This is a genomic window from [Anoxybacillus] calidus, from assembly GCF_013760845.1.
Classification (GTDB): Bacteria; Bacillota; Bacilli; order Bacillales; family Anoxybacillaceae; genus Paranoxybacillus; species Paranoxybacillus calidus.
In genome coordinates, this window is sequence record NZ_JACDUU010000003.1 from 273,157 (window position 1) to 293,938 (window position 20,782).

Annotated in this window: 18 protein-coding genes and 2 pseudogenes; 19 read left to right on the forward strand and 1 reads right to left on the reverse strand. The window is 41.1% G+C overall.

Annotation, left to right across the window (positions count from 1 at the left end; genetic code table 11):
• Positions 1 to 12: 12 nt before the first annotated feature.
• The 19 genes and pseudogenes from HNQ85_RS08150 to HNQ85_RS18050 form a co-directional block, all read left to right on the forward strand.
• Positions 13 to 576 carry a 3D domain-containing protein gene (locus tag HNQ85_RS08150; RefSeq protein WP_181537244.1) on the forward strand — a complete coding sequence of 188 codons (564 nt, stop codon included), beginning with the start codon at positions 13 to 15 and terminating at the stop codon, positions 574 to 576.
• Positions 577 to 696: 120 nt separating this feature from the next.
• Positions 697 to 1,296 (forward strand): annotated as a pseudogene (locus HNQ85_RS17930) (DUF6792 domain-containing protein).
• A 165-nt stretch (positions 1,297 to 1,461) separates the two neighbouring features.
• The gene (locus HNQ85_RS08160; RefSeq protein WP_181537245.1) at positions 1,462 to 2,052 is read left to right on the forward strand and encodes a hypothetical protein; all 591 of its coding nucleotides are present in this window, start codon (positions 1,462 to 1,464) and stop codon (positions 2,050 to 2,052) included.
• Between the two features lie 22 nt (positions 2,053 to 2,074).
• Entirely contained in the window at positions 2,075 to 4,009 is a 1,935-nt protein-coding gene (locus HNQ85_RS08165; protein WP_181537246.1) for a DUF6792 domain-containing protein, read from the forward strand.
• An 18-nt stretch (positions 4,010 to 4,027) separates the two neighbouring features.
• Positions 4,028 to 4,360 (forward strand): hypothetical protein, encoded by a 333-nt coding sequence (locus HNQ85_RS08170; protein WP_181537247.1) that lies wholly within the window; start codon positions 4,028 to 4,030, stop codon positions 4,358 to 4,360.
• Positions 4,361 to 4,634: 274 nt separating this feature from the next.
• Positions 4,635 to 4,928 carry a WXG100 family type VII secretion target gene (locus tag HNQ85_RS08175; RefSeq protein WP_064552108.1) on the forward strand — a complete coding sequence of 98 codons (294 nt, stop codon included), beginning with the start codon at positions 4,635 to 4,637 and terminating at the stop codon, positions 4,926 to 4,928.
• A 78-nt stretch (positions 4,929 to 5,006) separates the two neighbouring features.
• Positions 5,007 to 5,246 (forward strand): EsaB/YukD family protein, encoded by a 240-nt coding sequence (locus HNQ85_RS08180; RefSeq protein ID WP_181537248.1) that lies wholly within the window; start codon positions 5,007 to 5,009, stop codon positions 5,244 to 5,246.
• Positions 5,247 to 5,280: 34 nt separating this feature from the next.
• Entirely contained in the window at positions 5,281 to 6,615 is a 1,335-nt protein-coding gene (gene essB / locus HNQ85_RS08185; protein ID WP_181537249.1) for a type VII secretion protein EssB, read from the forward strand.
• Between the two features lie 41 nt (positions 6,616 to 6,656).
• Entirely contained in the window at positions 6,657 to 11,096 is a 4,440-nt protein-coding gene (gene essC, locus HNQ85_RS08190; protein WP_181537250.1) for a type VII secretion protein EssC, read from the forward strand.
• 19 nt (positions 11,097 to 11,115) lie between these two features.
• The gene (gene esaA, locus HNQ85_RS08195; RefSeq protein ID WP_181537251.1) at positions 11,116 to 13,929 is read left to right on the forward strand and encodes a type VII secretion protein EsaA; all 2,814 of its coding nucleotides are present in this window, start codon (positions 11,116 to 11,118) and stop codon (positions 13,927 to 13,929) included.
• A complete protein-coding gene (gene essA, locus HNQ85_RS08200; protein ID WP_181537252.1) occupies positions 13,919 to 14,410 on the forward strand; it encodes a type VII secretion protein EssA in 492 nt (163 codons plus the stop codon). Before esaA ends, essA begins: the two co-directional genes overlap by 11 nt.
• Before the next feature lie 149 nt (positions 14,411 to 14,559).
• Positions 14,560 to 14,874, forward strand: coding sequence for a DUF5082 domain-containing protein (locus HNQ85_RS08205; RefSeq protein WP_181537253.1), 315 nt, complete (start codon positions 14,560 to 14,562; stop codon positions 14,872 to 14,874).
• Positions 14,871 to 16,187 carry a glycohydrolase toxin TNT-related protein gene (locus HNQ85_RS08210; protein ID WP_181537254.1) on the forward strand — a complete coding sequence of 439 codons (1,317 nt, stop codon included), beginning with the start codon at positions 14,871 to 14,873 and terminating at the stop codon, positions 16,185 to 16,187. The genes HNQ85_RS08205 and HNQ85_RS08210 overlap by 4 nt, the downstream gene beginning before the upstream one ends.
• Positions 16,174 to 16,401 (forward strand): hypothetical protein, encoded by a 228-nt coding sequence (locus HNQ85_RS08215; RefSeq protein WP_013876263.1) that lies wholly within the window; start codon positions 16,174 to 16,176, stop codon positions 16,399 to 16,401. Before HNQ85_RS08210 ends, HNQ85_RS08215 begins: the two co-directional genes overlap by 14 nt.
• 649 nt (positions 16,402 to 17,050) lie before the next feature.
• Positions 17,051 to 17,362: a DUF5082 domain-containing protein gene (locus HNQ85_RS08225; protein WP_181537255.1), complete on the forward strand. Its 312-nt coding sequence runs from the start codon at positions 17,051 to 17,053 to the stop codon at positions 17,360 to 17,362.
• On the forward strand, positions 17,362 to 18,531 hold the full coding sequence (locus HNQ85_RS08230; RefSeq protein WP_181537256.1) for a pre-toxin TG domain-containing protein: 1,170 nt from the start codon (positions 17,362 to 17,364) through the stop codon (positions 18,529 to 18,531). The genes HNQ85_RS08225 and HNQ85_RS08230 overlap by 1 nt, the downstream gene beginning before the upstream one ends.
• A gap of 13 nt (positions 18,532 to 18,544) precedes the next feature.
• Complete coding sequence (locus tag HNQ85_RS08235; RefSeq protein WP_181537257.1) at positions 18,545 to 18,961, forward strand: immunity 70 family protein; 417 nt, start codon at positions 18,545 to 18,547, stop codon at positions 18,959 to 18,961.
• Between the two features lie 159 nt (positions 18,962 to 19,120).
• Positions 19,121 to 19,258 (forward strand): immunity 22 family protein, encoded by a 138-nt coding sequence (locus tag HNQ85_RS17590; protein WP_246326831.1) that lies wholly within the window; start codon positions 19,121 to 19,123, stop codon positions 19,256 to 19,258.
• Between the two features lie 312 nt (positions 19,259 to 19,570).
• Positions 19,571 to 19,760, forward strand: a pseudogene (locus HNQ85_RS18050) (pre-toxin TG domain-containing protein); the annotation flags it as partial.
• Here the strand turns inward: HNQ85_RS18050 and HNQ85_RS08245 are convergent.
• A complete protein-coding gene (locus HNQ85_RS08245) occupies positions 19,755 to 20,318 on the reverse strand; it encodes an FAD-dependent oxidoreductase (RefSeq protein ID WP_181537258.1) in 564 nt (187 codons plus the stop codon). The pseudogene HNQ85_RS18050 and the gene HNQ85_RS08245 overlap by 6 nt on opposite strands.
• Positions 20,319 to 20,782 lie beyond the last annotated feature (464 nt).

Sequence of the window (20,782 nt, forward strand, 5' to 3'; positions counted from 1 at the left end):
GGGAGTAGTACTTTGAAAAGATTACTATTATATATGACTTCATCAATCTTTCTAGTTTTCGGATTTTCAGGTGCAGCATCGGCAGCTGGTACATATCAGGTAAAAAGCGGTGACACTCTTTGGGGCATAGCTAAAAAGTATAAAGTGACTGTCAGCCAGTTAAAGAGCTGGAATAACCTTAAAAGCGATTTGATTAAGCCAAAGCAGGTGTTAAAGATTTCAGGAACGGCAACGAAAGCGGCTGCTAGAACTACAGTAAAAAAGGCAGCAGTCAAAACAGCAGCGTACAAAACAATCACCGTTAAAGCGTATGCTTATACAGTAGACTGCAAAGGCTGCAGCGGAATAACAGCTACAGGCTTAAATTTAAAGAAAAACCCTTCGATTAAAGTAATTGCCGTTGATCCAAAGGTAATTCCGCTAGGTTCAAAGGTGTATGTGGAAGGTTACGGCTATGCGATTGCAGCTGATAAAGGTGGCGGAATCAGAGGTAACAAAATTGACGTATTCATGCCTACAAAAGCAAAAGCTATCCAATGGGGTGTCAAAACAGTAAAAGTAAAAGTATATAAATAATCCAAAAGCCGGCAGGATGCCGGCTTTTTTCATAATATAGCTCCTCTCCTTCCAATTATATAATACTTGATATCTTTAAGTTTCATAAATTCGTTTTCCTATTAAATTATTAAAGTAAGTTTGTGTTCTCTTATTGATTTCTTTACCTTCGCCGAAGAGGACATCAAATGCATCTACATCGAAGATATGGGCAGCGAGCCTCCCGCCTATATCCGCGTGTACCACTCGGACGACTTTAAAAATTTGAACACTATCGATTCCGGTTTTGATGGCACGGTGATTCATCTGTACGATGAAAAAAAAGGAATCAACCAAAAGTATACCATTGCACAGGGAAGCGAAATGCGGGAAGCCGATACGTGGAAGCCGCTCGATTGGGCGTACAATGCTTTAGGGATTTTCGTCGGACAAAGCAGAAGTCAATTTAATGATGCAATTCGATTTGACGAAAAAGTGACTTAAAAAATTACCGAAGAATTAAAACAAAAGGGAGCTACAATCGAACTGAAAAAAATCGGATTGGGTCATTCGCAAGGTGGGAACCACTCTGAAATGATCCAACTCACAAAACATCGATTTGACCAAGTGTATGTCAGGTCCCCCTTTCAAAAAACCCCTCAAAGGACATACAAGATAAGTCCCCTATTTGCTTTTCATTTCTCTGATTCATCAATAAGGTCTAAAGTCATAAATAACCTGCATTTCCTCTTAAATCCATAGTTCTATTTTTCTAAAATTGGATATAATTACATTTTTTGTTGCTTAAACAGTGATCATATGATACGTATAGAGAGAATGGGGATAATTGGGAAAGGAGACCGTCATTTGCGAAAGCGCTGGAGGAACTTATTACTATTGACTTTGATATTGATCGGAGGATGTGAGATGGATTCGAAGGCTCATCCGGAGAAGTTGCCGGACACGATACCATTTCAAGACGAGTTCACCCGAAAGTTTATGGTGTCTCCGAAAGAAGTGAAGGAAGGATATTATTTGTTCCGGTCGAAAACCGGAGGTTTTACGATGTGGTTTCCGAAAGACGCGAAAGTAAACAATGGATTTTATGAAAAGCATGACAAGTATTATGAATCTTCTGTTATTGCAGGGGTGAGAGAAGAAGAAAATATAACATATTCTGTTGACTTAACTTACGAAAAAAGAAACATAACGAATGAAATCGATATAAATCTTAATTTGTTATCTGGTTATGCCAACTATAACGGGAAATATACGAAGATAGAGGCTGATCGCAATACCATTTATTTTGCGAAAAATGAAAACGATATTTCGGTTGATAACAAAAAAAATATTGATTACAAATTTTTTGCCTATATAAAATCCAATCACAGTCCCCAAGCAGTGCGATTTATATACAAGGTCAAATGTGAGGATGCCACCAGGGGGTGCCACATCGATGTAGATAGAGAGGAAGAACTGGCGAAAATGTTGATGAAATCCATCGAATTTCACGATTAAGGGATAAGGAGGTGGAAGTGCCATGTCTCAGGAACTGGTTTTGGATACAGATCTCTTGCGGGCAAGAGTGATGAATTTGGAATACAAACATTTGACCGTAGAAGAAATCAAGCGTATCTACATTGAAGAAACAGGAAGTAATCCCCCTACCCAAATCCATGTTTATCATTCAGAAGACTTTAAAAGTGTAAACGTCAACGATTCCGGCTTTGACGGTACGATTATTCATTTTTATGATGAAGAAAAAGGAATCAATCAAATGTATAACATCGCACGGGGAAGCGAAATACAAGAAAAAGATACATGGAAACCGCTTGATTGGGCTTACAATGCTTTGGGGATTTTCGTCGGACAAAGTAAAAATCAATATGATGATGCATTACGGTTTGAAGAGATTGTGGCGCAAAAAATTATCGAAGAATTAAAACAAAAGGGAGCTACAATCGAACTGAAAAAAATCGGATTGGGTCATTCGCAAGGTGGGAACCACTCTGAAATGATCCAACTCACAAAACATCTATTCGACCAAGTATATGTCATTAACGATGCGCCACCCAATGTATATCAATTGGCTTATGTAGATCTTGATTTTCGTAGTAAATTAGAGGAAGAATTTGGTGTAAATGTTTCAACTGATTACAACATAATATACTCCATCCCCCCTTCCGAGCTTAAAGCCTTTGCGGAAGAATACTATAAAAAGCAAATCGACGAGCGTTCGATTCATCATCTGACATCCCAAGAGGATATGTTGTATGCGGTGAGTGACGTACGGGGGTTCATCGATATTGGAAGCCGCCGGGTCATTGATACAAATAAGGATTTTACTAGTATCAAAGATTTGGTATCAAAAATATCGGATAAAGATGTAAGAGCCATTCAATTATATTTATCGCAATACTCAGATGTTTACAATGAAAAAGGGTTTGATGGAGTTGTTCAGGCGATGACGGGAGTCGATATTGCCTTTATTGAATCGCTTCAGGACTATGAGACCATGGACTATGTGATTCATGCAGGAGACATTGTCTCGAAAGCGAATCATATGATCGATGATATGAATGTGAAAATTCCGGAGCTCATGGAGAACGTGGCGATTTTATATAAAAATTTGGATCCGATATTCAGCGTATTCGTGGAGTTGGGCTATGTTACTCCAGAAGAAAAGAAAACGGTTTTGACCGAAGTCAAAGGAATCGAAGAGGATGTCGCATCGATTCAACAACTGCTTCGTAAAACATTCAATTGGGGCATGGTCACTCCATTCCTTACCCCATTTGTAACTGATGACATTCTTCAATGGAAAGCTAGTATTGAGGTGTTATTCCGGATTCGAGATAAGGTTTTGAACATCTTAAAACGCCTTCAAATTATCCAAGAAAATACGATAAATCTTCAAAATGCCATCACCACGAGCGTGAATGCCCATTCCTTGAACGAAGTCATCCTAGCCCTCGCCCGTTCAAAAGGTAGAACGTATGATGAGTATGGAAATTTGATTTTAATCAAGAAAATAGGTGAAACCGAAATCCGGATGAATCTTTCTTCCGCCGTAAGAATATATCAAAAGGGATTGCAAATCTTGGATGAAAAAGAAGCGGTATTACATGAGATGAAGCAACGTTATTCCTATGAATATGTAGAGGATTTTGAAATACAAAAACAAAAACTGATGAAGAAAATCGATGACATGGAACAAAATCCGTGGTCGTATCAGCATTTATTGGGACAGTTCACCTACGATGCCGAACAAGTGTATGTGTTACGCCGCATTGATGTCCATGAGTCGATTCCGCCGATGGATCCGATGATTCCGCATATCTTTGAAACGATGTTTTCGTATTATGAACAGGAAATTTCTAAAGGAAAAGAACTTGTTACAACCATCAAAAAATCGTTTGAAGAGTTTTTTGAGCAGGACCAAAATGTGTCCAAGATATTTGATTTGCGATATTGATAAAGAGGGATATTCTGTATGGGACAATTGAATATGTTCTATCATTTTGATGTAGAGCAGGATTTTATGTATAAAGCGAACACGTTTATTCAACAATTAAATAGAATGAGTGAATTGGATGCGGAATTGGTTCATTTGATTCATGATGAAATGAAATATGGCAGGGGACAAATCATCGACAAAACCAATGAAGCGATAGAACAGTATCAAAAAACCAATCAATCGTACAATGATATGTATAAAAACTCCATGCATACCGCCGCTCAGCGATACACAAACATGATTAATGACATGAGAGGACAAAATATCACCTTGTATTATGATGTCATCACGCGGGAAAAGAAAAAGTAAACTAGAGGGGGATTAATGAAAATCAGCTTTGCTTACCCCCATACATTTCTTCTATACTCCATCTTCTTTTAATCCCATAAATAAATAGTAAGAAAGTGTTTTTTATATGAGGATAATGGCGCAAAAGCGTAAAACAATCATGGTTTCTATGTAATTAACAAGGTGAAAAATGGTGCTTTTTACTTATTTTGAAATAAATGGTTATATATTGTTGACCGCTGTTTGTCATCTCCATTAAAATAAAAGGGAAAATATGGTTATGGGGGGAGAAACTATGTCAGGCGTTATTCGTTTAACACCGGAAGAGTTACGTGGAGTCGCAAGACAATATAATACAGAAAGTTCTAATGTCACGGAGTTGATTTCAAGATTGGATCAAATGAGCAATATGCTACAGGGAATTTGGGAAGGTGCTTCCAGTGAAGCGTTCATCCAGCAGTACCATGAGTTGCGTCCATCGTTTGAAAAAATGGCTGTACTATTAAATGAAATCGCGCAACAATTACACAACTCCGCTACGATTTTAGAAGAAACGGATCAGCAAATCGCTGGCCAAATCCGTGGATAAACAATGACATGTTCAAAAAAGCGCTACCAATCTAAGAAAGATTATGGCGCTTTTTTCTTATATTGGAGGCTTATCGTCATGTACATTCAAGTCACTATCGATCTTCGACATTATACAGAGGATGTATTTGATCTTCGTTTGTCCAATTTTTATTCGATCAAAAAAGTCATCGATATTGTTTGGCAGTTAAGAAACATATCGGCACCGCCAAGAGAAGGCTACTGGGTGCGGGTAGACAATAAACAAATGGTCTGCCCAGGCTATTTTACATTAAAGGACAGCGGAATTACGGATGGAGACCGCATCGTCATATTGTAGCCATTGAGAAAGAGAAAAGGAGTTCTATTTTATTATGGAAGAGAAAAAGACCTATTTAGAAACACAAATCGATGCCGTAATGACAAAAGATAAACATTATATGATCGTCTTCCAACGCGCGAAATTAAGAATGCAACATCCACGAGAATTGCAGATCATAAAGGAAATTGATCCATATTTATTGCGGGATATTGACGTGTCTGAGGATGAAGTGAAAATCACCATCACTCTACCCGCGTCGTTTTTTCCGTTTCCAGTTGTGCGGAAAAAATCGCTTCTTTCCCGGTTAAGAGCGGCATATCAACTCGTCACAAAAGTGAAAAATCACTCTCTTCGTCGTTTTATCCTTATTGTATGCCCGGAAAACCTCGTGTTTGATCATGGGTTGGAGCCTTTTTTCCTTCATGTTGGAATAAAGGAAAGCCTGCCGCCGTATGAGCCGGATGAAGCGCGTCTCCTTCAAGAAGTAAAAGCGACAGTGCTCGCATTGACGGACGGGCAACACCGCTTTGAAAAATATCTGAAATTTCATGAAACATTAAAATGTTCCGATATCGCTAAGGAAATGTTGCAAGCAGAACATCTAGAAGCGCTTCTGTCTATTTTAGAACGATGGATAGAGGAGGAAGAAGCGAAAGAACGGGCGTCTGTACATATTCCGAAACGAACATGGAGTGTGCAGCGATACATCTTCTTTTCGACAATGGCTTTGTTAATTCCTGCTATGATTTATACGTTTTATTCGTTCTTTTTTTTGCAGCCAAAACAAGAAGCATATGTCCAAAGTGCAGAGCTGTTTTTACAGAATAAATATAGCGAAGTGATTACGACATTAGAAAATTACCCTCCAGAAAAAATGCCGTATGTCGTGCAATATGAACTGGCTTCTTCCTACGTGATGACGGAGTCGCTTACTGAAGAACAGCGGAAGGTGGTATTAAATAATATTACGTTGAAAACAGATCCGCAGTATTTGCTGTATTGGATTTATATCGGCCGGGGAAGAAGCGAGGATGCGCTTGAATTGGCGAGAGCGATGGAAGATCGGGAGCTGATTGTATACAGTTTGTTAAAATATCGTGAAGAGATAAAGGCGGACGAAAAGTTATCCGGAGAGGAGAAGCAGCAAAAATTAGAAGAGATTGATAGAGAGATAGAGGAATATGAGAGAGAACGGGAGGAGCAGGAAAAGAGATTGAAAGAAGAGCAGCAAGAGGAGCCGAGCCAGCAGCAAACTCCAGCACAGCAGCCAGCAGCCAGTCCTCCGGCCTCGACGGCGCCAAAACAACAGTCCAACGCACCGCCGCCTAATCATACGCCGCCTGCATCTAATAGCGCGCAGCCAAACAATGTGGAAACGAAAAAATAATAGAAGAAAGTGTAGCCGCGAGCATCATAGGAGAGGATTATATGAGTCAATTATGGGTTTTTTATGAGGATATTTGTCAGCGATTCCCGCTGACAGGACAAGAGGATTGTATTTCTATTGGAAATAAACTAGAGCATCATGTCACCATCCCATCTTTTTTATTTCATAACGGATATATAGAAATAAGAAAACAAAAAGATGCTGCCACCATGACGATGCTTCAAGGAGATCAACCAATTGGGGAGTTGAAGCCGTATGATCCCTTTACGGTGGATGACGATGGACAAACGATCACGGTCGTGTGGATTGACAAGGAAATAAAAAAACACATTTATTATGTTGGAAATAAAACCGAACTAATGGTAGCGCCTGAGCCACAAGCAGACATTCAAACTCAAACGGCGAGGGTATCGTTTATCAAAAAACAGGGAGAATGGTTGGTTACTCCAAATAATGAATCTCCTTTGTTTCTCAATGGAGCGAAAATATCCAATGTTGCTCCTTTACAAAACGGGGACATGGTCCTATGTCCGTATGTACAATTTGTTTTTTTAGAGGATGATTTATTAGCGGTTACGAGCAGCCAAGAGATAACATCTTCGCTGACGGAAACATTACCGCCGGTTTCGGAAATGAAAAAAAAATATCCTGTTTATCACCGGACACCGCGCATGATTTATGAACCGCCAAGAGAAAAGGTTACGGTTTCGTTTCCAAGCCAAGAAGGAGACGGAGATCAGCGTGGTTTATGGCTAATGATTTTACCGCCGTTGATGATGCTTCTTGTTATGGGAATTATTGCTTTAATTCAGCCGCGGGGTATCTTTATTCTCATTTCAATCGTGATGTTTGCGACAACGTTAGTGACATCGACCGTGCAATATTTTCGGGAAAGAAAGAATCGAAAAGCACGGAAAGAGAAACGACAGCGCATTTATACGAATTACTTGGAACAAAAACGGGAAGAGCTTCACGCGCTATCCGAGAAACAAAGAAACGTGCTATATTATCACTTTCCGTCATTTGAAAAGATGAAATCGTTCGTGTTGCAAATTAGCGACCGTATTTGGGAACGAACGATGGAAAGCGACGATTTCCTTTATCTTCGGATCGGGAAAGCAGATGTTCCATCTACATATGAAGTGTCGGTGAGTATGAGTGATTTGGCCAACCGGGAAATCGATGATTTATTAGAGCAGGCTCAACAGATGGCACAAGTTTATCAAACAGTAAAAAATGTGCCGCTTACGATTGATTTGTCAAGCGGGGCAATGGGAATGATCGGAAAAGCTGCGATCGTTAATCATGAAATTCAGCAGCTTGTAGGGCAAATCGCCTTTTTCCACAGTTATCATGATGTACGGTTTGTTGCCATCTTTGCTGAAAAAGATTATAAGGATTGGGAATGGATGAAATGGCTCCCGCATTTTCAACTGCCCAATTCTTTTGCGAAGGGATTTATTTATAACGAACAGACACGTGACCAATTGTTGTCGTCTATTTACGAAATGTTGAGGGAGCGCGACCTGGACGAAGAAAAAGAGAAGAAACGGTTTTCCCCGCATTTCGTGTTTATCGTTGCCAACCGCTCTTTAATTGCGGAACATGTCATTTTGGAATATTTAGAGGAGAAAAACGAAGATATCGGCATTTCCGTCATTTTTGCTTCCGATACAAAGGAAAGTTTAACAGAAAACATTCATACGCTTGTACAATATATCAACGAGCGGGATGGAGAAATTTTAATCCAGCACCGGAAAGCAGCGCATATTCCGTTTACACTCGATGAACATACTCGGGAAGGAAACGAGCGGTTCGCGCGCCTATTGCGCTCTTTAGATCATCAAAGGGGAATGCACAACTCTATTCCAGAAAAAGTCACGTTTTTCGAATTACTTCAAGTGAAGAAAGCGGAAGAGATAAATATTAAGGAAAATTGGATGATTCATCAACCTTCGCGCTCGTTGGCCGTTCCAATTGGACTAAAAGGCAAAAAAGACGTCGTAGAGCTGAACTTGCATGAAAAAGTGCACGGTCCACACGGGCTTGTCGCGGGAACGACAGGGTCCGGGAAAAGTGAACTACTGCAAACGTACATTTTGTCATTGGCGGTGCATTTTCACCCTCATGAGGTCGCATTTTTGCTCATTGACTATAAGGGAGGCGGCATGGCACAGCCGTTTAAAAACATTCCACATTTATTAGGCACTATTACGAATATTCACGGCAGCAAAAACTTCAGCGCGCGCGCATTGGCTTCCATTAATAGTGAGTTGAAAAAGCGTCAGCGCTTGTTTGACCGATATGAAGTAAATCACATCAATGACTATATGGAGTTATATAAACAAGGAAAGGCAAAAGAGCCTCTTCCGCACCTATTCTTAATCGCCGATGAATTTGCCGAATTAAAAAGCGAAGAACCGGACTTTATTCGCGAATTGGTCAGCGCGGCGCGGATTGGCCGCAGCTTAGGAGTTCATCTTATTTTAGCAACACAAAAGCCAAGAGGAGTCATCGACGAGCAAATTTGGAGCAATGCCCGCTTTCGCATCAGCTTAAAAGTGCAAGATGCCAGCGACAGTAAGGAAATATTGAAAAACGGAGATGCGGCTACGATTACTGTAACAGGACGCGCGTATCTTCAAGTTGGAAATAATGAGGTATATGAGTTATTTCAATCGGCATGGAGCGGTGCGCCGTATATAGAAGAAGGCTTTGAATCAGAAGATGATATTTATATTGTCACGGATTTAGGACTTATCCCGGTTTCAAATATTGATGCGAAAATGAAGAAAAACAAGAAAAAACAAAAAACAGAAATTGAAATGGTTGTTCAAGAAATGATCAAGGTACAGCAACAACTCGGGATCAAAAAGCTCCCGAGTCCATGGTTGCCGCCGCTATCTTCGCGCTTACATCGCCCTTTCTTACTAGAACAAGACACCGTTCATTTTCCGATTGGTCTAAAAGATGAACCGGAACTGCAGCGGCAATCGGACTACTTATATCAATGGCTTGAAGATGGAAATATCGGCATTTTTGGTTCTGCGGGATATGGGAAATCGACAACGACGATGACATTGTTAATGAGCTTTGCGTCCGTCTATAGTCCGGAACAACTTCATTATTATATTTTCGACTTTGGCAACAGCGCGTTGCTACCGCTAAGGCAATTGCCACATACGGCTGATTACTTTCGGCTTGATGATGAAAAGAAAATTGAGAAATTCATGAAGTTGATGAAAGAAGAAATCGAACGGCGAAAGCAGCGTTTTATGGAAAAAGAGGTAAGTACGATTAAATGGTATAACACGCTTTCCGATGAGAAGCTTCCGATTATCTTTATAACGATTGATAACTTTGATCTTGTCAAAGAAGAAATGCCGGAGCTGGAAACACAGCTCATTCAATATGCGCGTGATGGACAATCGCTCGGCATATTTTTGATGCTGACGGCAACGAGAATCAGTGGGATTCGCCCGCCGCTCATGAACAATTTAAAAACGAAAATCGTTCATTATTTCCTTGACAGTTCGGAGCGGTTTTCCATCATTGGACGAACTCCGTACGATGTCGAGCCGATTCCGGGGCGAGCACTAGTAAAAAAAGAGCAAGCGGTCTTAACACAAATATATCTTCCGGCTGATGGGGAAGATGACATCGCGGTGCTTGAAAACGTGAAGGAAGAGATAGCAAGGTTGAAAGAAAAATATAAAGGCACGCGCAGTCCACAGCCTATTCCGATGCTTCCATCGCGGTTGCCATTTGCAGTCTTTGCGAAAACGTATGTGGTTCAGCCGCTGCCTGGCTTGATTCCGATTGGTCTTGATGAAGAGACTGTTCGTCCGATTTCGCTTCATATACAAACAAATCCGCATTGTCTTGTGGTAGGACAATCTCGAAAAGGGAAGACGAATGCGATCAAAGTGATATTGGAATCATTACTCGCCCAGCCGACAGCAGGCATCGGGCTATTTGATGGAGTTGACCGCGGCCTTGCTTTATATGCTGATAAAGAAAACGTCACCTATATAGAAACAAAAGAGCAAATGCACCATTGGCTTGACGAGGTAAATGGAATATTACAAAAGAGAGAGGAAGAGTACTTAGCGGCAATCGGGAAAACAGATGTTCATGTACAAGTCTTTTCACCTGTTGTTTTTGTTGCGGATAGCCTTTCCCGGCTTCAGCAGTCTGTCGATAGTAAAATTCACGAGCAAATCGCGATGATGATGAAGCGATACAGTCATCTCGGATTTAGTGTTATTGTCGCAGGAAATGCGAATGAATTTACGAAGGGCTTTGATGCGCTGACAACCGAACTGAAACAAATTCGTCAAGCGATCCTCGTCATGAAAAAATCGGAACAAAGCTTGTTTACATTGCCATTTACGCGACATGAACCAGAAGTGGACCCAGGGTTTGGCTATTTTGTCTTAAATGGAAAAGAACAGAAAATGCAAATCCCAAAAGTAGAATAAAGGAAATAAGGTGAATCATATGACTGAAAAAGGGAAAATCGTCAAGTTGATCGCGAAGATTGTGTTTATTGCTGCTCTTCCTGTACTATTCTTTACGTTCATTGGCCATCACCCGATGAAGGTAACAGAGAGGACAACAAACCGAATCGCGGTAGTCAACGAAGATATAGGAGCTGATTATGATAAGAGAACATACGAATTCGGCAAAGAAATTATACCAGCCCTTGATGATCGCTCTAATTATCAGTGGTCTGTCGTCAATCGCAGTCAGGCGGAAAAAGGGCTAGCGGACGGTCAATACGACGCTGTTGTTTATTTGCCATCCGATTTTTCAAGAAACATTTTGACCTTTCATGAAAAACAGCCGCTAAAGGCAACCGTTCAATATAAAATCCAGCCAAATCTCGAGGCAAAAAATCGGGAACGGGTACAGAAAGAGTTAGAGACAGCCAAAAATACGATCAATCAAAAGATGTCTACGCTGTATTGGAGCTATGTCGGTCAAGCGGTAGAAGATATTCGAAAAAAATTTAGTGATATTTTGGAAAAAGAAATCGCTTTTCAAAAGACGATGTACGATTTTTACACCCCTAGCTCTACAAAATTAACAAAAGAGATCGAGAGTCAAAAGAAGATGCTTGACCAGCTGCTTTCGTCTTCGAAAAACGCCGAAAGCTCCTCCAACGATACATTAAAAGGTTTGGAGCAGGCGGAAGCGGAAATTGCTTCGTTTATCGAGGATATTCAGGCGTACAAAGAGTATCAGCAAAGGCAGCATGACATCATTCAAGAAGGAATTCATCAGTATGAAGCGATGATGAGCGGGGGAATACGTTCCGTCGTAGAACGGCCATGGAATGTCAAACCGGAGTTTGAATTAAATGGACAAACATTGTTAGAATCTGTATCTACACTGCGTAATACGGTTACAAACAGTCATACGGCATTGACGAATCTCCATGACCAGCTGAAAAATTCAAGCGTTGATGAACAGTTTGAACAACTGCTTGCGTTGCAAAAAGACCTCATTCGTCAATATCAACAACAAACAGATACAAAGACATTGGACGAAGTGCAGCAAAAACTCATTCCGCTACGGCAGCAGCTGCAATCCGCCACAACTCCGTCAGCACCGAATGAACAGCCGGTAACGGGAGAGTTGCCACAGCCATCAGGGAATGGGGAATGGCTGAATGAGTTGCAGCAGCAGCTGGCGTCTTTAAAGACCGAGCTGCAAACGATAAAGCCTCAACAACCACAAGAGACGCAGGAGGGGCAAGATACATCAAGAAGCTGGAGGAATATTGACAATGTCATGAATCAGTTGGAAGTAGAAATACAAAAGGCAAAAGAAGCATGGCAAAAGCAGCTAGCCCTTCAGCAACAATGGCGGGAAAAATACGCGCAATTAGCAAAGCAGTTGGCCGAGCAGGAGAATGACGACAATGGGCTATCGGAAGAAACAGTGGTTCAGCAAATTGTCGCCAAAGAACAAGCTATTCTTCAGTCCTCATCGTTGTCCGAAGAGCAAAAGCAACAATTATCAGCCAGCTTTCAGCCGGCTATTCAAAGTAGAAACATGAATGATCTTCTCGCCTATTTTGCTTGGTTATCGATTTTTGAGGATGCGTTAAAGCGAATAGGGAATTTTGATGAAGCATTCGTGGATCAGCTGATTTTAAATTGGAAGGAAGAAGAGGGTGTTTTCCAAATTTTATCAAATATTCATAGCGAAATTCCATATTTTTATCAGTTACAGCATCATTTGTCTACTTCTTTGAAAGACGCAGAAGCGGTCGAAAATAATGTTCATTCTTTTGTGGAAGCAACGCTTGGATATATACGGCAATATGATGAAAATGTGGAAAAAGTGCAGGAAGAGTTGATGGGACAATTACAAGCACTAAACGACGCCGCAAATAAAGTAACAGAACAGCTTCAGCAAGCTATGAATGAATCAGAAACAATCCATTCGACGTTAGGAGCCAATGATGGTGAATTTGTTATTACCATGCAGCAAAATACGATGCAAGACGTCGCGCAAATTTCTGATTTGGTCACATCCATGGCCGAAGGGCAAGACCGGATTATCGATTATACGAATGCTCTGCATGAAAAAGTGGCATCGGTCCAAGAGCGAGCGGATGAGTTAAACAGCAAATGGGCAGCCAATGTCAATACAACAAAACAAATTAAAAATGATGTATATGATCTGTTAGACAATACGATGGTAGACAACCAAACAAATGGTTATGTGTATGATTACTTAACCAATCCGGTACAAGTAAGCGGAGATATCCCGGAAGAGAAAACAACGTACACGCCGCCTGTCGTGATGCTTGTTATTATTTTGCTGTGCGGCATGCTCATTGGGTTCTTCCTGCATTATTATTCTTCCGTTCCGCTCCTGATGCAGATTGCCTTGTTGGTCATGATGAACTTGCTTGTTGGATTCATCATCAGCACATATGGATTGCGAATTTATCCGATGCAAGATGTGCAGGCACTCAAGTGGAGCATATTTACCATTATTTTATTATTTTTCTGTTCCGCTATTGTTCGCTTGGCCTTTTTCATCGGACCGTTTACTGGTTGGGTGCTCGGAGTCGGCTTAATCCTGTTTTTCATTACTCCATTACTCGACTTAGTGTTGCCAAACTTTAGCTTTGATCATCCGATATCAGAAACGTACATGTCGATTCAATATGGAGACCAGCAAGCATTTTATCCAGCTGTCATTGCGTTAGGAGTTGTCACGCTGTTCATGTCCGCTGTTCCGTTTTTGAAGCAGCGTCTAGCCGCTCTGCAGAAGGAGGAAACATATGAAGGGTAAAGGACGTCTTGTGATGTTCTTGTTTCTCTTCCTCTGCTCTGTATTGGCTGCGATGGGAGTGACGGTTTACGCGGAAACGGACGAGTGGCTAGAAATTGAACCAAATCAATATAAACAGCAGGAAATTGATTTACGCACCGATTACATTCATGAAGAGTCACTGCTCGATGAAAAGAGAGATTTACCGGAGGTGCAAACATCGCTAACATTTCAAAGATCAACCTCTTCTTTCGTCGGGCAAACAAAAGCACAGTTATTTTTATCGAGAGAAAAAGGAACAAATACTATTGCCGCCAAAGCGGAGAAACTAGGATTATTTTCTTCTATCGAAGAGCAATCCGTTCCGTCTCGTCAACCATTGGATGAGACGGAACGAACATCATCATCGTTTCTGCCATGGGTGTTTGGCTTTTTCATTTTTGGCTTTCTTATCGTCATCTTCACGGTAATCGTTCCACGAATGAAAAAGTTTGTTCCGTAAACAAAATGTTCTATATGTTTAGTATGGAATAATGGATAAATAAGGAAAAAGCCCTGGTTGCTGTCTAGAAAATAGGAATATATCATGATTTATTCTTATTTTCCTTATGTTACCATTTAAATAGTGTGTAAATGGGGGAGGGGATGAAGGTGTCATCCTTATTGGAATCCATCGAAAAAGAAGCAAAGCGTCGGGCATATGTAGCCATGATCCGCTGCCTTCAATCCTATCGGGGGCAGGTCGAAGAAGCGATCGAGGAATTTCATCATGGCACTCGTGCATTTTATCGCGCAAATGACGAGTATGTTCCGCATTGGCAGGGAGAATCGAGGGAAGCGTATGAATTGGTATACGGGGACTTGCGGCAAATCGAAGCACATATTTATGCGACCGCAGATGAGCTTCTTCATGAAATTAGCAGGGAAATTGCCCGAATACAGCGAAAGATAGAGGAGATACAATGACTACGATTCGAGTTCAGCCGGAAGAACTGGAAACGGTAGCAAAGCATGTCCCCGATGCGGAAGACGCCTGCCAGCGTGCGCAAACCTCGCTTTCCTGGGGGCTTCCCTCTCTCGTGATGGAGATTCCCGGCATCGGCTCTGCCGCTATTCAGGAGCTTACAGACGAACTGCTTCATTGGCTCCGGCGCTATGAAGAAAAGCTGAATGAAGCGGAAGAACTGCTGTATCGAACAGCCGCGGCAATAAGCCAGGCAGACCAAACGCTCGCCGACAACATGAAAGAATTTGGGCTGGAGCTTAGTGGCTGGTATGACTTGCAGCGATTGTTTGGAGAATACGATCCAGTGACTGGAGAACGGATTTCAGGATGGGACCGCTTGGTTGCGGGAGGAATGTTATTGGCTTCTTTTGTTCCTCCGGTCAAAGGAGCAGGCGTCGCCGGTAAAGCCGCGATCAAAGGAGCGAAAGCGGCGGAAACAGCGGTGGATGTTTCGAAATTGATCTCGAAAACGAAAAACGTCCTCAATTATGATAAGATCAAATCGTTCTTTCAAACGATCTATCACCAAGTCATCAAAAGACCAATCACCGAAACAATCCGGTCGTTCAAAAAGCGATGGGAGAACCTTCTCGAAAATGTTGGCTCTGTCCTACAGGGACCGCAGCTAGCCGCCGATGGAGTTGGAGCGGTGCCAAGTGGACGGGTGATAGGAATCGCTGAAGAATCCGCCAGCTCGGTGCGCTTTTCGATGAGTCAAGTTGGAGAGAAAGGAACGGGTGATGTCGCTAAGGGGACAGGTAATAGTCTTGAAACCAAGGGCTATAGACCGCAACCTGGTGAAAGGACAATGACACGAGAAGAGTGGAAGGCTTTGGATAGAGAGAGGCGTATAAAAACTAATTATCCAAAACCAACTATTCAGGAAAAAAGTTATGATCTTGTAAAATCTAACCCTCATTATTATACTCCTGAGGGAGAAATTATTTGGCCTCCTAATCGTGGAGTATTAGGTGAGCCTGAAAGAATAATATTAAAGCCAGGTACAATTATAGATCGATTTGGTTATGAGGGTGGAACGTTTGTTTCTCCATATGGGGTCCCCTATGAAATGCGCTCACTAGCTCCTGAAACGTTTTTAAAGCCATATAATGTTTATGTAGTTACCAAACCGATTGAGGTGCAGGCGGGCAGGATTGCTCCGTGGTTTGATGAACCAGGTCTGGGTATTCAATATGAGCTTAACCAATCAGTTAAAGATTTAATTGAGCAAGGAGTTCTTAGAAGGGTGGTAAAGTATAATGAAAAAAGATGAATTGCACCAATTACTACTTGATTTAGATGTTCCGAAAGATTTATACAGTTTAAAAGGAGGATTGCCTAATGAGGCACTTTGCTTAAATAAAGAAGGCAGTGTTTGGGAAGTTTATTATAGTGAGCGTGGGGTGAAATCACAATTAAAGATTTTTAAATCAGAGGAAGAGGCATGTGAGTATTTTTATAAAACAATTTTAGAACTACTGAATTAAAATTATTTAACTCTAGTATTATGTAAAGAAAGTAGACACATCAAAGGAAGGACTATTTCAAATCCATCCTATCGCAGCACTGCGTTTGATGAGCTCCTGGGAAGGAGAATGGTTGATTTAGCCTTTCCCCTTCTCAAGAGAAGTCACCCTCTACATCGTCGTTAAGAAGAGAACGGATTTTTGTTTTGCCGATGCTGTGAAATGATTCAATGAAGGTCAAGTCCAAATTATTGTGTAAATTTCCCACTGGTATTATGTCAAGAAAACGGACACGTTAAACAGAGAGAAATAGCTGAATTTATGCAGCTATTTTTTTCGTCAGCGTAATATGCAGCAAACACAATCTGTTCCGTCTCGACAACCATTGGATAAGACGGAACGAACATCATCATCGTTTCTGCCATGGCTGTTCGGCTTTTTCATTTTAGGATTTCTTATCGTCATCTTCACGGTAATCGTTCCGCGCATGAAAAAGTTTGTTCCGTAAACAGGTTATTTTCGAAGGAACTTTGACATGTTTAGTATGGCAGAATAATAGATAAGGAAAAAGTCCTGTTTGTCATCTGGAAAAACAGGAACATATCATGATTTATCCTTATTTTCCTTATGTTACCATTTAAATAGCGTATAAATGGGGGGAGGAATCAAGGTGGCGTCTTTATTGGAATCCATCGAAAAAGAAGCAAAGCGCCGGGCATATGCAGCCATGATCGGCTGCCTTCAATCCTATCAGGGACAGGTCGAAGAAGCGATCGAGGAATTTCAACATGGCACTCGTGCATTTTATCGCGCAAATGACGAGTATGTTCCGTATTGGCAGGGAGAGTCGAGAGCAGCGTATGAATTGGTATACGGGGACTTGCGGCAAATCGAGGCACGTATTTATGCGACCGCAGACGAGCTTCTTCATGAAATAAGCAGGGAAATCGCCAAAATTCGTCGAAAGATAGAGGAGCTATAATGACTACGATTCGAGTCAATCCGGAAGAGCTGGAAGCAGTAGCAAAGCATGTCCCCGATGCGGAAGACGCCTGCCAGCGTGCGCAAACCTCGCTTTCCTGGGGGATTCCCTCTCTCGTGATGGAGATTCCCGGCATCGGCTCTGCCGCTATTCAGGAGCTTACAGACGAACTGCTTCATTGGCTCCGGCGCTATGAAGAAAAGCTGAATGAGGCCGAGGAACTGCTGTATCGTACGGCCGCGGCGATGCGCCAGGCGGACCAAACGCTCGCCGATAACATGAAAGAATTTGGGCTGGAGCTTAGTGGCTGGTATGACTTGCAGCGATTGTTTGGAGAATACGATCCGATCACCGGAGAACGGATTTCAGGATGGGACCGCCTGCTTGCGGGAGGAATGCTATTGTTGTCCATCTTACCTCCTGCCAAAGGGGTAGGCATCGCCGGCAAAGCTGCGGTGAAAGGAGCGAAAGCGGCAGGAACAGCAGCGGATGTGTCCAAATTGGTCTCGCAAACAAAACATGTTCTCCGCTATGATAAAGTTATGCCTGCCCTTCAAGCGGTATACTACCAAGTCGTAAAAGCGCCGATTACCCAAACGATCCGTTCGTTCAAGAAGCAATGGGACGATCTTCTTGACAGCGTTCGATCTGTCCAACTGCAGCTCGCCTTTGCGGGAATCGGTCCAGCATCCCGCGTATGGATGAGCGAAGCCAAGGAAGAAGTAAAAGAAACTACGATGAACATAATTGGCAAAACTGGGGATGAGGTGGTTGGTAAGGGGACGGTTAATGCTAGACCGTCTTGGAGACAATCAGAAATTGACATAGGAAAAGAATATCCAGGATACCGTGACCAAGTGTCATTTAAAGATGGTGTTGAAGTACAGCATGGTACAAAACATAGTTCCAGACCGGATTTTTATATTAAAGGACATAGTATAGAAGTAAAAAACTATAACTTGACTACTTCATCAGGGAGAAGTAACTTAGTAAGAAATGTTTCAAAACAGATTAATAAGAGAATAAATGACTTGCCAAGTGGTACAAAGCAGACAGTTATAATAGACGTTAGAGGACAAAACACATCAAGGGATGTATTAAGAGATGTGAGAAATAGAATAAATGAAATAACAAATGGTGTGGCCGAAATAATATTTAAAATAAACTAGGGGGTGAACATTTATGCCGGTAGGTTTCTTAGTGGATTGCTTTTTCTATGAAGTAGGACATCCAGATTTCCTTCATTCTTTCTTTTCTACCATTTCATTTCATTTAGAAGAGGAAGGTTGGGGGACAAAGTATCCTCTATTAATGAATGATTTGTACAATGATAAATTAAAATGGCATGATGTACCAAAAGCAAGGAATCAATTAAAAGAAATTGAAGAACAACTTTCAAAATATTCACCTGAACAAGTTGTATGGGATATTGACGATTTATCAAAAGTTCCGCCATGGGGAGATAAGATAAGTTCAAAAGTAACTAATTTAGCAAATTATTTTGCAACTAGTGAGGGGAAAACTTTTTTTGAAGTATTATATAATGCAATGGATGTAGCGGAAGAAGATAAGAGTGATATAAAAATAATAAAAATGTAATTAATTTATTATGAACCATGGGTGAAATTACCCATGGTATTAACATGTCAACAAAATTGACAGGATTGAGAGTGCCAATATAAATTGGTTGTAATACAATTAGGAGTATGAGAAGGATTTATATCATTGTTCATTAGCAGGGATCTTCAAAACTATATTTTGAATAGTTATACAGAAGATGGAGATTTATTACCTTCCGAATTTGAAAAAGAATTTAACATTGATTACTATAATGAAGATTTTAGAGAAGTAGAATTCTATGATAAACCATTGAATGATTTACGTGTTCTACTTTGAAGGTTTTTCTTATGATGAGGAAATAATTCCAAAATTTATAAAGCTTTGCGGTGAGCGTTTAAATCAAGAAGCGAGCTCAGTTATTTTACTTTATAACCTTCAATATAATGGAAATGTAAATAAAAAATCGGTTTAGATTTTTAGGAATCGTACAATATAAGTAATTATAGACACCTTGAATGAGTGTGTGACACTCTTTCAAGGTGTCTTTTTTTATTTTATAAGAGGGGGGAATGCAACATTTTTGACTCGTTACTTGAAAGTAATGAGAAGGGAAATCGCACAGATTTAGCGAAAAATAGAGGAACTGCAATGACTACGATTCGAGTTCAGCCGGAAGAACTGGAAGCCGTAGCAAAGCATGTTCCCGATGCAGAAGACGCCTGCCAGCGTGCGCGAACCTCGCTTTCCTGGGAATTTCCCTCTCTAGTAATGGAGATTCCCGGCATCGGCTCCGCCGCTATGAAGAGAAGCTATGGATCAGCTCCTGTCTTATTTACGATTTTAACACATCATGGTCGACATATCGTTCACCGTTGAGCTCGCTGATGATGTTAATGGCTACTTTCGCGCCATCGCCGGCCGTGATAATCGTATGTACGCTTACCCCTGCTACAGTTCCAGCTGCCCAAATTCCTTCGATGTTGGTACGTCCAGCGGCATCGACGTCGATGACCGTTTTAATGCGTGGTTCTGTACCTTGTTTTGTTTTCACGCCAATTTTTTCAGCGAGATCGGTTGCTACACCTGTTGCCAAGATGACGTGTTTGGCTTCAAAAAATTGGTTTTCGGTTTCTACTTGGAAACCTGCTTCTGATTTTTGGATGTTGACCACTTGTTCGTTCACGAGTTCTGCTCCGAATTTGACCGCTTGTTTTTTTCCCGTTTCCACTAAATCTGGACCTGTGGCTTCCATAACTCCGTAGTGGTTTTCAATCCAAGCTCGTTTTGTAATGCTTTTGTCATTATCAATCAGCACTGTTTTCTTTCCGGCTTTTGCGGTAAAAATAGCAGCACTTGCTCCGGCAGGACCAGCACCGATAATCGCTACATCATACATTGTCCCATCTCCTTTTTTTAAAAATTTTAAAAATATTATACCATTTCTTTGTATTCAAGTCATATCATATGGTTGTTATTAAATTAAAATTATTATAATTTTATATTGATTTTAAAAATAAATGATGTATAATGAAAATTGTAAAATCACTTCTCTCTTTGTTAATTGAAAAATTATCTATCGGTTTATAACACCGTTAACGAGAAAACAAAATAAGGATCTTACGATACAAGACTCATCTAGCTATGTAAAAGATTAGGGAAAGATATGAATAATCGTCTGTCCCTTTTTCGCATATGAGGAAAGTGGATGTATGTTCGAATTGAAGGGAGAATCGTCTATGCCCAAACCAATCCTTTGTGAGCGATGCCAACAACCGGTGCGCCGATTAAAACACTCTATCCTTTGTCAATGTGGACCAAAAATCTTAACGATTCATAAATCGATGTAGAAAACACGCTTGA